Origin of the sequence: Streptomyces sp. NPDC087844, from assembly GCF_044742785.1 — a bacterium.
Taxonomy (GTDB): domain Bacteria; phylum Actinomycetota; class Actinomycetes; order Streptomycetales; family Streptomycetaceae; genus Streptomyces.
In genome coordinates, this window is sequence record NZ_JBIUVD010000001.1 from 364,903 (window position 1) to 378,845 (window position 13,943).

Below are 13,943 nucleotides of genomic sequence, written 5' to 3' on the forward strand. Positions count from 1 at the left end.
TGTCTTGCACGGCGAAAAATGGACCGCGCACGGGGAGCGGGGAGCGGGAACCGTGCGCGGGGAGCGGGCACGGGGAGCGGGGAGCGGGTCTGGGCAGTCAGTGTCCCGGTCGCCGCGTCGAGTCCCGCAGCACGATGTGGGTGCCGAGCACCAGGTGCCCGCTTTCGGGGAGTTCGGCGCGGTGCAGGGCCAGCCGGACGGCGGCGCGGCCCAGTTCCTCGTGCGGGACGTTGACGGTGGTCAGGGCCGGGAAGAGGTCGAGGGCGAGCGGCACGTCGTCGTAGCCGACCACGGACACGTCGTCGGGCACCCGCACGCGCGCCTCGCGCAGCGCCTGCAGCGCGCCCGCCGCGACCATGTCGGTGGCCGCGAACAACGCCGTGAACTCGGCTCCGGACGCCAGGAGTTCACGGGCGCCCCGGTAGCCGTGCGAGCGGTTGAACGCGCCGTCGAGGATCAGGTCCGGGTCCGGGGCGAGCCCGAGCAGTTCGTGGGCGCGCCGGAAGCCGTCGATGCGCTGGGAGCTGGTGGACAGGCCGGGGACCCTGCCCAGGTAGGCGATGCGCTGGTGGCCCGAGGTGAGCAGGTGGGTGGTCATCGCGAAGGCACCGCCCTCGTTGTCGTACTCGACGACCGTGGCGGGCACCCCCGGCCCCAGCGGTGGCCTGCCGACCAGTACGAGCCGCGAGCCCGCCCGGTCGAGCGCGTGCGCGAAGTGCGTCATACGGTCCTGGTAGGCCTTGTCCTCCCAGGCACCGCCGACGACGATCACGGCGTCGGCGCGCTGTTCGCGCATGGTCTCGACCACGGCGAGGACGCGCTGCGGGTCGCCGTGCGTCGTGCAGAGCATGCAGAGCCTGCCCTCGGCCGATGCCTGCTCCTCGACGCCGCGTGCGATGTGCGCGTAGAAGGGGCCGGTGACGTCGTCCACGACGAACGCCACCGTCTTGTTGGTGGAGCCGCCGAGCGCGCGGGCGTGGGCGTTGACCACGTAGTCGAGGTCGCGCATCGCCTTGAGGACCCTGGTACGGGTGGTCGCGGCGACCGGGTAGGTACCGCCCAGCACCCGGGAGACGGTCGAGGCGGAGACACCGGCTCGCGCGGCCACGTCCCGGACCGTGGAGGCGTCCTTGATCCGCAGGGGTGCCGCCTTCTCGGCCACCGGTGGCTCTCCTCCTCTGGTGTGTACCGGTGCGCTGGTGTGTACCGGTCCTCTGATGTGCGTCGGCCCTCCGGTGTGCACCGGTCGCCCTGTGGGGGCGGCCCGGGGTCGCCGCCGCCCCGGATTCAGGCCGTGCGTTCCAGTACGGCGTGGTCGACGGCGTGGGCCAACTCCCCTCCGTGCGCCAGCCGTTCGGCCTCCTGGGTAACCGCGAGGCCGAGCCGGGCCACCTCGTTGCCCTGGGAGCCCGCGAGATGCGGGGTGATGAACGCGTTCGGCAGGTCGAAGAGCGGCGAGTCCACGGGCAGCGGCTCCGGGTCGGTGACGTCGAGGATCGCCCCGAGCCGGTCCGCGCGCAGTTCGTCGACGAGGGCGTCGTGGTCGAGGAGGCCGCCGCGCGCGGTGTTGATCAGCACGGATCCCGTCGGCATCAGGGCGAGTTCGCGGCGGCCGATCAGCTGATGGGTCTCGGGGGTCTGCGGGGCGTGGACGGTGACGATGTCGCTGGTGCGCAGCAGGTCGTCGAGCGGCAGCAGCCGGACGCCGAGGGCGGCGGCCTCCGTCGCGTCGACGTACGGGTCGGCGAGGCTCACCGACAGGTCGAAGGGTTTCAGCAGTTCGATGAGCCGCCGGCCGATGCGGGAGGCTCCGACGATGCCCACGCGGCGGCCGAAGTTGCCGATGCCCGGCACGATCTCCCCCTGCGGGAAGGCCCGTCGGGTGCGGAAGCGGTCGCGCTGGGCGAGGAGGTCCTTGCCTGCGAGGAGGACCATGGCCAGCGTGTACTCGGCCACGGGCAGCGCGTTGGCGTCGGCTGCCGAGGAGACGACGATGCCTCGCTCCCAGACGGCGGGCGAGAGGAGGTCCTTGACCGAGCCGGCCGCGTGCAGGATCGCGCGGAGCGCGGGGGCCGTGTCGAGGACGGCTTCGTCGATACGGGGGCAGCCCCAGCCGGTGATCAGGATCTCGGTGTCGGCGAGTGCACCCCCGGCACACGGGTCGGCGAAGCTCTCGACCGTCAGAGTGGGATCGATTTCTACCGCGGCGCGCAGACGGGCGAGCACCTCTGGAGGGAAGATCTGGGGCACGTTCTGGGCGGTCATGGCGAAAAGGGCGGTGGGGGGTGGGCGCAAGGGTGGTGACCTTCCCGGTCGGTGACGCCTCTGTAGCAACCGGTCTCTACGGTAGGTCCCGTGGCGCGAGGGGGTCAATGGACGGGGGCGCCGCCGGCTGGGGGTGGTTGAGTCGGTGCGGGTGCGCTGCGGCTGGCCGCGCGGCTCGCCCCCACCGGGCCGCAGCCGGAGAACAGGGCCGGGGCGCAGCCCCGCTCTGCAGGGGCGCGGGGAACTGCGCGATCGACCTCCACCGGCCCGCGGACGACACCCCGATCACGGCGAGGTAGGTTCCAGGCAGGACTTCTGGCGGGAGGACGAGGGATGACCGAGGCCCTGAGGAACTGGGCGGGGAACATCACATACTCCGCCAAGGAGCTGCAGCGCCCACACTCACTGGACGCGCTCCGATCACTGGTGGCCCGCAGCGCCCACGCGCGAGTGCTCGGCAGCGGGCACTCCTTCAACCTGATCGCCGACCCGGGCAGCGAGGGCGTCCTGCTCTCCCTGACCGCGCTCCCGCCGTCGGTCGAGGTGGACACGGCGACCCGTACGGTCCGGGTGGCCGGCGGAGTCCGGTACGCGGAGCTGGCGCGGACGGTGCAGCGACACGGGCTCGCCCTGCCCAACATGGCCTCGCTGCCGCACATCTCCGTGGCGGGCTCGGTGGCCACCGGCACACACGGTTCGGGCAACGCGAACGGCTCGCTGGCCTCCCCCGTACGGGAGGTCGAGCTGGTCCTCGCGGACGGATCGACCCTGACCATCGACCGCGACGACGCCCGTTTCGACGGCGCCGTGACCTCGCTGGGCGCACTCGGTGTCGTCACCGCGCTGACCCTCGCCCTGGAGCCGGACTTCGAGGTCGCCCAGCATGTGTTCGGCCGGCTGCCTCTCGCCGGGCTGGACTTCGAGACGGTGTCGGCGTCGGCGTACAGCGTGAGTCTGTTCACCGACTGGCGGCAGTCGGGGTTCGTGCAGGCGTGGGTGAAGCGGCGTACCGACGTGCCGTGGGACGGCTTCCCGTGGGCCGAGCCCGCCGCCGAGGCGATGCATCCGGTGCCGGGGATGCCCGCCGTGAACTGCACGCAGCAGTTCGGCGTGCCAGGGCCCTGGCACGAGCGGCTGCCGCACTTCCGGCCCGAGTTCACCCCGAGCAGCGGGGCCGAGCTCCAGTCGGAGTACCTGCTGCCGCGTTCGTACGCCGTCGACGCCCTGCACGCCGTCGACGCGATCCGCGGGACGGTCGCGCCCGTGCTGCAGATCTGCGAGGTGCGGACGGTCGCCGCCGACAGCCAGTGGCTGAGTCCGGCGTACGGGCGGGACACCGTGGCGTTCCACTTCACCTGGGTCGAGGACACGGCGGCGGTGCTGCCCGTGGTGCGGCGGCTGGAGGAGGCACTCGCGCCCTTCGACGCGCGTCCGCACTGGGGGAAGGTGTTCACGGCGGAGGCTTCGGAGCTGCGTGGGCGCTATCCGCGGATGGGTGACTTCACGGCCCTGGTCGCGGACCTCGACCCGACGGGGACGTTCCGGAACGCGTTCGTGGGTTCGCTCCTCGGGCCGTGAGCGGCGTCACCGGCCACGGTGGGCCGCGCGCCCTTGATCAGCCGGGCCGCGGTCCCGGCCCTCTGCGGCACGTCTAGAGGGCTTCTGATGGATCTCCGTGGGGAAGGAGCGGCGTTCGGTGCGCGCTCTGGGGGTCCCCCCGGCCGGAGGCTGGGGGAGTGCCGGGCGCAGTCCCGCGTACTGGACGTACTTGGGTCTGTGCCCGGTGCGGCGAGTGGGGGTCCCCCCGGCCGGAGGCTGGGGGAGCGTGGCGGGCGCCGCGACGCCGCGGAGATCCATCAGAAGCCCTCTAGTCGCGCCCCTCGTCCACGCGTGCGGTGAACTGCAGGATCGTCGCCGCGAGCGCTTCCGGAGCCTCCTGCGCGACAAGGTGGCCGACTCCCTCAAGGTGTACCGCGGTGATCTCACCGGCGGTCACCTGACGGAAGGTGTTCTCGGTGAAGGGATGGCCGGCCCTCTCGACGGTGAGCACCGGGACAGCGAGCGGACGCGACTCGGCCAGGGCCCTGGTCGCGCCGCCGTCCGTGAAGAGGGACCGGTACAGGCCCTCCGTGCCCAGCCAGGCATTCGGGCGCGCGTAGGTGCGTACGAATTCGTCCACATCGCTCGCGGTGAGGGCGCCCTCCGTCCCGTTCATCAGCGGGAAGGCCCAGTCGGCCAGGAACTCGCGCTCGTGGCCCGGCAGGAGCATCGCGGGGACACCCGGAGCGCCGAGGAACCCGACGTGCCAGGAACCGGAGTTGTTCACGTCTGCGAGGGCTTCGAGTCCGTACCCCGCCAGGGTCGTCTCGATTCCGGTGAAGCTGAGGACGTCCTCGGGGTGTGTCGCCGCGAAGCGGAAGCCGGTGCCGCCGCTGATGTCCTGGCACACGAGGTGAACGGGGCCCGCGCCGATGTGCTCGACGAGCTGGTGCAGGTCCTCGGCGGCGACCGCCTCACCGTACGCGGCGTCCGCGGCGTTGCCGGAGTCCCCGAATCCGCGGAGGTCGAGGGCGAGGACCCGGTGGGACCGCGCGAGGAGCGGTATCAGTTTGCGGAACGCCCACCAGGTCTCCGGCCAGCCGTGCACCAGGAGGATCGGCGAGCCGGTGGCGCCCGCGCAGACATAGTGCAGTCGCGTGTCGTTGACGTCGGCGAGGTGGTGCGTGACGCCGGGCAGCGTCGCGCCCGAGGGCATGGTCGTGGTCACGGGGAACTCCTAGATGGACAACCTGGTTGTCCAGTACGGTAGACAACCAAGTTGTCGAAGTCAAGGGTGGCCGTATGCTGGCGACATGCCCAGATCAGGCGCCGACCTCGCGCTGCTCCTGCTCGCCGGTTTCCGTACCCTGGCGGATCAGGCCACCGCCGAACTCGCCCGACGCGGGTACGAGGACGTCCGGCCGGTGCACGACTTCGCCCTCCACTCGATCCTGTCCGGCGCGGACAACGCCTCCGAACTCGCCCGCAGGATGTCGGTCACGAAACAGGCCGCGGCCAAGACGATCGCGGTCCTGGAGGAGCGCGAGTACGTGGTGCGCGAACCCGACGCGACCGACCGTCGGCTGATGCGACTTCGCGTCACCGAGCACGGGCTCTCCCTGCTGCGGCAGGGTGAGGCGATCTTCGACGAGATGCGCGAGCAGTGGGAGGAGCAGGTGAGCGGCGTGCCGGGGGCCGCCTCGCTCACGGCGGTCGAGGAGACTCTTCGCGTACTGGTCGGGGACAATACGATCCGGCTCGATTCACCGGGCTGGATCGCGCGTGACCTGAACTCGTAGGAATTCCCGCGCGCCGATCGACACCGCCCCTTCACGAGGCCGTGAGGCCGCGAGGCCGCGCAGCCGTGAGGCCGCGAGGGACTTTGTAAAGCCCCTTTCCTAAGGGGTTGTCGAAAGGGCGCGGCGGTCATAGCCTTGCGCGGCGCCGGGGCCGTCGGGTAGCGCCAACGGCCTGGCGCGGGCCGATCTTCGGCCGGCCGTGGAGTGGAGGGATCGAGGGGGCACGTTCTGGTGAAGCGCACATCACGCGACATCCGCACCGCGAACCGCTACGGGGTGCTGCGCCAGATCATCGCCCACTCGCCCACGTCCCGGCAGGAGCTGGCCGCCGCGACCGGACTGAGTATCGCCACGGTCGCCACGCTCGTCGGTGAGCTGCTCGATCTCGGGATGCTCACCGAGGTCGGCTTCGAGGACTCCGCGGGTGGCCGCCCGCGGGGCCTCGTCGCCGTCAACGCGTCCGGGGGTGCGCTGATCGGCGTCGACATCGCGGAGACGTACGTCCGTGTCGAGCTGTTCGACCTCGCGCTGGACGTGCTGGCCCGCGCCGACGAGGACATGCGCCCCGGCGAGATCCGCCCGGAGGAGGTCGTCGGACATGTCGCCTCGGCCGTCGGCTCGGTGGTCGCGCAGGCCGGTGTCGAGGGCGCGCGCGTCCTCGGGGTCGGCGTCAGCGTGCCGGGGCAGGTGGACCGCGAGGCCGGTGTCTCGGAGTACGCCCCGAACTGGGACTGGCACGACGTGCCGCTGCTCGACCTGCTCGCGGAACACATCGCGTACCCCCTCCATCTGGACAATCCGCTGCGCGCCTGCGCGGTCGCCGAGCTGTGGTTCGGGGCCGCGCGCGGGCGCGGGGACGCCGTGGTGGTGAACCTCGGTACGGGCGTCGGCGCCGGACTCGTCCTGGGCGGCGGGCTGCACCGCGGTGTCAGCAACAGCGCGGGCGAGTGGGGCCACACCACCCTCGTGCTGGACGGGCGGCTGTGCCACTGCGGCAACCACGGATGCGTGGAGACGTATGTCGGGGCGCCGGGAATCATGCTGAACCTGCGGGAGGCGTGCCCCGACAGCGCGCTGCTGCACCCCGAGGACCAGACGGCCACGATCGACGCGCTCGCCCGCGCGGTCGCCGAGCGGGACCCGGTGGCCGTCGAGGTGCTTCGGGACACCGCGCGCCATCTCGGCGCCGCCATCGCCGATCTGGTGAACCTCCTCAACCCCGAAGTGGTCGTACTGAGCAGCTGGGTGGCGGCCACGCTCGGCGAGCCGCTGCTGCGGGAGGTGCGCGAGGCCGTGGCCCGGCGCGCGCTGAAACGGCCGCTGGCCGGCACCGAGATCGTCCTCTCCCCCATTCCCACGGACCCGGTCTGCCTGGGCGCGGCGACGTTCGCACTCGAAGGAGCCCTCAACTCGGCGGGCTTGAAGCCTCCGAAGGCCGCGAAGACTCCGAAGGCCACGGACGGCCAGGTCGCCGCCGTGCGTCGAACCGCCCCCACGAGGAGCCGTACCGCGCCGCCCGCGTGACGATCACCTTCGCGACGGCCCTCGCGTGACACCTGCCGTCGCGACGAGCACCTGTGCGCCGAGCAGCTTGGGCACGACGCCAGTCGCCGAGCACCTTCGTGACGGTCTCCCCCCGCGCCGAGCACCTTCGCAGCGACCGTGTACATCTGCAAAGTCAGCACGAAACCGGTCCGGCCCGGACACTGGGGACAACGGGGCCGGAGTCATCGATGCATGGCCCGCACACCTTTGCGTCCGGCATTCCGGACGCCCCGCAACGCTTCGAACAGGCTTCGTCCAACCCCTTGCCGAAGCATTAGCCGAAGGTTAACGTCCCGCACCGCACAGCGATTTCGAGCCGCAGCCGTACAAGAGACAAGGACGTCGCGATGTCGGCACCGAGCAGCAGCAACTGGGATCGTCGTTCCGTACTGCGGGCCGCCGCGGGCCTCGCCGCCCTCGGCCCACTGGCCGCCTGTGGCGGCAGCAACGGCCGTGAGGGCGGCGGCAGTTCGGGCAAGAGCCTCGTGCAGTACTTCCACGCGTACGGCGAGGCCGGTACGCAGGAGGCCATCAAGCGGTACGCCAAGGCCTACGACGAGGCCCGGGTGACCACCCAGTGGATCACCGGCACCAACTTCGAGAGCAAGCTGTTCTCGTCGCTGCTCACCGACAACGCCCCGGACGTCTTCGAGTTCCACCCCCAGCTCCAGCTGATCAAGAGCGGTCAGGTGGCGCCGCTGGACGACATCCTCGGCCCGGTCAAGGACGACTTCAATCCGGCGGACATCAAGTCGCACACGGTCGACGGCAAGGTCTACGGCGTCCGCATGATCGACGACCCGCAGTTCTTCTTCTACCGCAAGTCGTTGCTGGAGAAGGCGGGCCTCGGGGTGCCGCAGACCCTCGAAGAGCTGGCCGAGGCGGCCGACAAGCTCACCACCGACAAGGTGAAGGGCCTGTTCATCGGCAACAACATGGTGTCGACGAACTACGCCCTGGTCTGGGCGGCCGGCGCCGACCAGCTGAACGACCGGAACGAGATCGCGTACCACACCGACGACGTGGCCGCGGCGCTGAGGGTGTACCGCAAGATGTTCACCAGCGGCCATCTGCTCCTGGACGCCCCCGCCGACTACTGGGACCCCTCGGCCCTGGTCCAGGGACTCACCGCGATCCAGTGGTGCGGCATGTGGGCCATGCCCGTGATGCAGAAGGCCCTCGGCGACGACCTCGGCATCTTCCCCTTCCCGTCGGCGGCTTCCGGCGCCGAGCCCGCTGTCTACAACGGCGGTTGGTCGATGTTCGTCAACGCCAAGGGCAGACACGTCGATCTGGCCAAGGAGTACGTGAAGTGGCTCTGGATCGACCAGAAGAAGTACCAGGAGGACTGGGCGCTCAGCTACGGCTTCCACATACCGCCGCGCACCTCGCTCGCCGCGTCCGCCACCAAGCTCAAGTCGGGGCTGCCCGCCGAGGGCGTCAAGCTCTTCACCGACTACGGCCGCTTCGACAACATCTCCTGGACCCAGGCGATGATCACGGCGCTGGAGGAAGTGATCGCCAACTCGGTCCGTAAGGGCATGGACCCGGAGAAGGCCCTCGACGCGGCGGACGTGAAGGTCGACCGCGAACTCAAGAAGCTGTTCGGCTAGGCCGGCGGACAACGGACAAGGACAACGGGCGACGGACAGGCAGCGGCATGCCGACCACCACGAAGCATGACGACACCACCCGCCCCGTCCCGGCGGAGACCTCCGGGGCCGGGCGGCGGCGAAGGGGCGTGCGGGGCAGCACGCTCAGCTTCTGGATCTTCACGGGCCCGTTCCTCATCGGCCTGGTGATCTTCGTCTACATCCCCATCGGGTGGAGCGCCTGGCTCAGCTTCTTCGAGGCGCGCTACACGGTCACCCCCGACAAGTTCATCGGCTTCGACAACTACGAACTGATGCTGACGAACGGCGACTTCACCGGTTCGCTCGTCACCTTCACCGTCTTCGCCGCGATCATCGTGCCGGTCACCTGGGCCCTGTCGCTGGGTCTGGCGCTGATGGTGCACCGGCTGCGTTTCATGAAGGCGTTCTTCCGGTCGGTCTTCTTCCTGCCGACGGCGTGCAGTTTCGTCGCCGCCTCGCTGGTCTGGAAGATGTCCCTCTTCAGCGGGGTCCGCTTCGGCATGATGAACACGGTCCTCGGCTGGTTCGGGGTCGAGAACATCGCCTGGCTGGCCGACCCCGACCCGCCCTGGTACTGGCTGGTCATCGTGAGTGTCCGCCTGTGGCTCCAGGCCGGCTTCTACATGATCCTTTTCCTGGCGGCCCTGCAGAACATCCCGCCGGAGCTGTACGAGGCCGCCGCGATCGACGGCGCCAAGCCCGGCTGGCAGACCTTCCGCCACATCACCCTGCCCCAGCTGCGGGCCACCTCGACGGCCGTGATCCTGCTGCTGCTCGTGGCCGCGTACCAGGCGTTCGACGAATTCTTCAATCTGCTCTCCAAGACGACGTGGGGCCGCCCGCCACTCGTCGAGCTGTACTACACGGCCCTGGGCGACGACCAGGACTACGGCGCGGGCAGCGCGGGCGCGGTCATCCTGACCCTGCTGATCTGCGGGGTGACCCTGCTCCAGGGCAGATTCCTGGGCTTCGGAAAGGGGGAGGACTCCAGGTGACGACCGTCGTTCCGGCCCGTAGGGCCGATGCCGAGCCACCCGATGGGCCCGAGCTGTCCAAGCGCTCCGAGCGGCCCGGGCGCAGGCGCGACCGACGAGGCGTACTGGGTTCCGCCGGCCTCTACTTCGCCACCGCCGTCTGCGCCCTGCTCTTCCTCGTCCCCTTCTACCTCATCGTCCGCAACGCCCTGTCCACGGACGCCGAGATCACCGGCGAGAACTGGCAGTGGTTCCCCACCACCGTCCAGTGGGGCAATGTCACCGAGCTGTTCGACGACCCGACGGTCCCGTTCGGCCGGTCCCTGTGGAACTCGACGGTGGTCGGCGTCCTGCACACCGTCGGCACCCTGCTGGTCTGCTCGCTCGCGGGCTACGGCCTCGCCCGGATCCCGTACCGGCACGCGAACAAGATCTTCTACGCGGTCCTGGTGACCCTGATGGTGCCGGCCGCCGTCACCTTCGTACCGAGCTTCGTGCTCGTCTCGTCGCTCGGCTGGGTGTCGAGTATGCAAGGTCTCATCGTTCCGGGGCTCTTCAGTGGTTTCACCTGCTTCCTGTTCCGGCAGTACTTCCTGGGGTTCCCCAAAGAACTGGAGGAGGCGGCGCGCGTGGACGGGCTCGGGTACTGGGGTGCGTACTGGCGCGTCGTCGTGCCCAACTCGCTGAACTTCTTCGCCGCGATCGCGACCATCACCTTCATCAGCGGCTGGAACGCCTTCCTGTGGCCACTGGTCATCGGCCAGGACCAGGAGGCGTGGACCGTGCAGGTCGCGCTCTCCTCGTACATGACGAATCAGACCGTCAACTTCCATCTGATCTTCATGGCCACCGCAGTGTCCATCCTGCCCCTGGTGCTCGTGTTCCTGTTCCTCCAGCGCTGGCTGGTGCAGGGGGTCGCGCAGACCGGCATCAAGGGCTGACCTAGGAGAACGATGTCTGTCCGCACCACCTCGTCCACGTCCCCCGAGTTCCTGTACGTCGAGGACGTCTCGCCCGGGAGGGGCGCGCTGCCGCCCCGGGCGTGGTACGCGGCCTCCGACGCCGCCTCCCTGTCACTGAACGGCAGGTGGCGCTTCCGCCTGTCCGCGACAGCCGACGCCGAGGACGACTCCTTCGCCGGGCGGGGGTACGACTCCGGGGACTGGGCGGAGGTGACGGTACCCGGGCACTGGGTCCTCCAGGGCGGGGACGACAGGGAGTTCGGTGCGCCGATCTACACCAACCACCTCTACCCCTTCCCGGTGGACCCGCCGCGGGTGCCGACCCGGAACCCGACCGGCGACCACCTGCGGTTCTTCGACCTGCCGGACGACTGGCCCGATGTCTCGGATGCGGGGACCGGGGGCGCGGTCCTGCGTTTCGACGGGGTCGAGTCCTGCGCCCGGGTGTGGTTGAACGGCACGGACATCGGGGAGTTCAAGGGGTCCCGGCTGCCGCACGAGTTCGCGGTCGGGCACCTGCTGGAGCCCGCGGGGAACGTGCTGGCCGTCCGGGTCCACCAGTGGTCGGCCGGCTCGTACCTGGAGGACCAGGACCAGTGGTGGCTGCCCGGCATCTTCCGGGACGTCACCCTGCTGCACCGGCCGGCGGACAGCGCGCTCGACTTCTTCGTGCACTCCTCGTACGACCATCGTGAGGGCACCGGAACCCTGTGCGTGGACTCCGACGTCGACGGCCGGATCGTCGTGCCGGGCCTGGACATCGATGTCGAGACCGGACAGGCCATCACCGTACCGGTACGGCCGTGGACGGCAGAGACACCGCACTTGTACGACGCCACGCTGGTCACGCCCGGTGAGCGGGTCCCGCTGCGGATCGGTTTCCGTACGGTCGCGCTGGAGGACGGCCTGATCAAGGTCAACGGCCGGGCCGTCCTCTTCCGGGGTGTCAACCGGCACGAGTGGCACCCCGAGCACGGCCGCGCCCTGGACCTGGACACCATGCGCGAGGACGTGCTGCTGATGAAGCGGCACAACCTGAACGCCGTACGCACCTCGCACTACCCGCCCCACCCGGCCTTCCTCGACCTGTGCGACGAGTACGGACTGTGGGTCGTCGACGAGTGCGACCTGGAGACCCACGGTTTCACCGAGCAGGCCTGGCGCGACAACCCGGTGGACGACGACCGCTGGACCCCGGCGCTCCTGGACCGGGCGGCCCGCATGGTCGAGCGCGACAAGAACCACCCCTCGGTCGTCATCTGGTCGCTGGGCAACGAGGCCGGCACCGGCCGCGGCCTCACCGCCATGGCCGAGTGGATCCGCGGCCGGGACGGATCGCGGCTCATCCACTACGAGGGCGACTGGAACTGCCGTGACACGGACGTGTACTCACGGATGTACGCGGACCACGCGGAGGTCGACCGGATCGGCAGGGGCTTGGACGGCGGTCCCGCCAAGCGCCGCCGACTCCCCTTCATCCAGTGCGAGTACGCGCACGCCATGGGCAACGGACCGGGTGGACTGGCCGACTACCAGCGGCTCTTCGAGACGCACGACCGGATCCAGGGCGGCTTCGTCTGGGAGTGGATCGACCACGGCATCAAGGACGAGCGGTACGGCTTCGCGTACGGCGGTGACTTCGGCGAGGAGCTGCACGACGGGAACTTCGTCTGCGACGGGCTGGTCTTCCCGGACCGCACGCCCTCGCCGGGACTCCTGGAGTACAAGAAGGTCGTCGAGCCGGTCCGCATGGAGGGGGACGGCGTCGACGGCGTGGTCCGGATCGCCAACAGGTACGACTTCGCCGACCTGTCGGCGCTGGCCTTCGAGTGGTCGTACGACGTCGACGGCGAGGCGGTGGGGACGGGCACCCTGACCGTGCCCGCGCTCGGGCCGGGCGACTCCGCCGACGTGAAGCTGCCCGAGCCTCCGGTGGAGGCGCGCGGGACCGAGACCAGGTGGACGGTCCGGGCGGTGCTCGCCGGGGACACGGCCTGGGGACCGAAGGGGCATGTGGTGGCGTGGGTGCAACTGCGGTGTACGCCACCGCAGCCGACCGGTGTCGCGGCCCGCAGTCGCCCCGTCCTCGACGGCCGGGGAGGCATCACGCTCGGACCGGCCGTGTTCGCCGCCCGCACGGGCGAGTTGGCGGCCGTCGGGGGGATCGACGTCCTAGACCTGAAGCTGGACGTGTGGCGGGCCCCGACCGACAACGACGAGGGCGCGCCCTGGCAGCCGGACATCCGCTACGGCGTACTGTGGCGCAAGCTCGGCCTGCACCGGATGCAACACCGCCTGGACGCGGTGGAGTTGTCCGAGGACGCCCTGACGGTGCGCACCCGGGTGGCGCCGGCCGCCGCGGACCTGGCCCTGCGCACGGTCTACCGGTGGACCTCCGACGGGACGAGGCTGAAGCTGGCCGTGTCGGTGACGCCGGAGGGTGACTGGCAGGTGCCGCTGCCGCGGCTCGGCGTCCGCCTCGGGCTGTCCGCCGGTGACCGGGTGAGGTGGCACGGCGGCGGCCCCGGCGAGGCGTACCCGGACACCGGTACGGCCGCGATGCTGGGCCGCTGGGAGTCCACGGTGGACGACCTGCAGACGCCGTACGTCCGCCCGCAGGAGAACGGCGCGCGCGCCGACGTCCGCTGGGCGGAGATCGACCGGGGGCCGGACTTCCCGGCCCTGCGCGTCGAGGGCGGGGCGGCGTTCTGGTTCACGGCCCGCCGCTGGACGAGCGAGCAGTTGGACGCGGCGGACCATCTCACGGACCTGGCACCCGGCGACACGGTGTGGGTCAACCTCGACCACGGCCAGCAGGGCATCGGCTCACAGTCCTGCGGGCCGGGAACGCTGCCGCAGTATCAACTACGTGCGCGGCCAAGCGAGTTCTCGTTCGTGTTCACGGCGCCGGAGGCAGGGGCCGGGCTGGAAACAGGAGGCGAGTCCTAGAAGTCGTCCACCCGCACCACGATCCCCGTCCAGCCCGAGAGGACCGCGGCCGTGCCAGCGCGGACCGCCGCCGCGCAGCGGGCCGCGGTGAACGACCCGGGGTCGTGGGGCGAGGACATGCCGAGCCCCTCGCCCGCCGCCGCGATCGCGACCGCCACAAGCGGCGCGCGGACGCCCGGGTGCGGGACGCCGTGGAACAGACGCTGCAGGACCGCACCCATGGCACCCATGGCACCCATGGCACTGCGGACACCTATGGCACTCAAGACACCCGTG

Annotated in this window: 11 protein-coding genes; 7 read left to right on the forward strand and 4 right to left on the reverse strand. The window is 70.6% G+C overall.

Features of this window, described 5'->3' with window-relative positions; genetic code table 11:
* Positions 1-97: 97 nt before the first annotated feature.
* Both ACIOKD_RS01435 and ACIOKD_RS01440 read right to left on the reverse strand, forming a co-directional pair.
* Complete coding sequence (locus ACIOKD_RS01435) at positions 98-1,162, reverse strand: LacI family DNA-binding transcriptional regulator (RefSeq protein ID WP_402076639.1); 1,065 nt, start codon at positions 1,160-1,162, stop codon at positions 98-100.
* Positions 1,163-1,287: 125 nt separating this feature from the next.
* Positions 1,288-2,265, reverse strand: a complete 978-nt coding sequence (locus ACIOKD_RS01440) for a hydroxyacid dehydrogenase (RefSeq protein WP_402076640.1) — start codon at positions 2,263-2,265, stop codon at positions 1,288-1,290.
* Between the two features lie 333 nt (positions 2,266-2,598).
* On the opposite strand from ACIOKD_RS01440, the gene ACIOKD_RS01445 reads away from it, so the two are divergent.
* Positions 2,599-3,843 carry an FAD-binding protein gene (locus ACIOKD_RS01445; protein ID WP_402076641.1) on the forward strand — a complete coding sequence of 415 codons (1,245 nt, stop codon included), beginning with the start codon at positions 2,599-2,601 and terminating at the stop codon, positions 3,841-3,843.
* A 289-nt stretch (positions 3,844-4,132) separates the two neighbouring features.
* Here ACIOKD_RS01445 and ACIOKD_RS01450 read toward each other — a convergent pair whose 3' ends face one another.
* A complete protein-coding gene (locus ACIOKD_RS01450; protein ID WP_402076642.1) occupies positions 4,133-5,032 on the reverse strand; it encodes an alpha/beta fold hydrolase in 900 nt (299 codons plus the stop codon).
* Between the two features lie 85 nt (positions 5,033-5,117).
* Here ACIOKD_RS01450 and ACIOKD_RS01455 point away from each other — a divergent pair, with 85 nt between their 5' ends.
* From ACIOKD_RS01455 to ACIOKD_RS01480, 6 genes are all read left to right on the forward strand, one after another.
* On the forward strand, positions 5,118-5,603 hold the full coding sequence (locus ACIOKD_RS01455; protein ID WP_402076643.1) for a MarR family winged helix-turn-helix transcriptional regulator: 486 nt from the start codon (positions 5,118-5,120) through the stop codon (positions 5,601-5,603).
* A 231-nt stretch (positions 5,604-5,834) separates the two neighbouring features.
* A complete protein-coding gene (locus tag ACIOKD_RS01460) occupies positions 5,835-7,127 on the forward strand; it encodes an ROK family transcriptional regulator (protein ID WP_402076644.1) in 1,293 nt (430 codons plus the stop codon).
* Between the two features lie 368 nt (positions 7,128-7,495).
* Positions 7,496-8,761 (forward strand): ABC transporter substrate-binding protein, encoded by a 1,266-nt coding sequence (locus ACIOKD_RS01465; RefSeq protein ID WP_402076645.1) that lies wholly within the window; start codon positions 7,496-7,498, stop codon positions 8,759-8,761.
* Positions 8,762-8,808: 47 nt separating this feature from the next.
* Positions 8,809-9,777, forward strand: a complete 969-nt coding sequence (locus tag ACIOKD_RS01470; RefSeq protein WP_402076646.1) for a carbohydrate ABC transporter permease — start codon at positions 8,809-8,811, stop codon at positions 9,775-9,777.
* Positions 9,778-9,830: 53 nt separating this feature from the next.
* The gene (locus ACIOKD_RS01475) at positions 9,831-10,697 is read left to right on the forward strand and encodes a carbohydrate ABC transporter permease (RefSeq protein ID WP_402077668.1); all 867 of its coding nucleotides are present in this window, start codon (positions 9,831-9,833) and stop codon (positions 10,695-10,697) included.
* A gap of 12 nt (positions 10,698-10,709) precedes the next feature.
* Complete coding sequence (locus ACIOKD_RS01480) at positions 10,710-13,667, forward strand: glycoside hydrolase family 2 TIM barrel-domain containing protein (RefSeq protein WP_402076647.1); 2,958 nt, start codon at positions 10,710-10,712, stop codon at positions 13,665-13,667.
* On the opposite strand, the gene ACIOKD_RS01485 is transcribed toward ACIOKD_RS01480, so the two are convergent.
* On the reverse strand, positions 13,664-13,906 hold the full coding sequence (locus ACIOKD_RS01485; RefSeq protein ID WP_402076648.1) for a hypothetical protein: 243 nt from the start codon (positions 13,904-13,906) through the stop codon (positions 13,664-13,666). The genes ACIOKD_RS01480 and ACIOKD_RS01485 overlap by 4 nt on opposite strands.
* Positions 13,907-13,943: the final 37 nt, after the last annotated feature.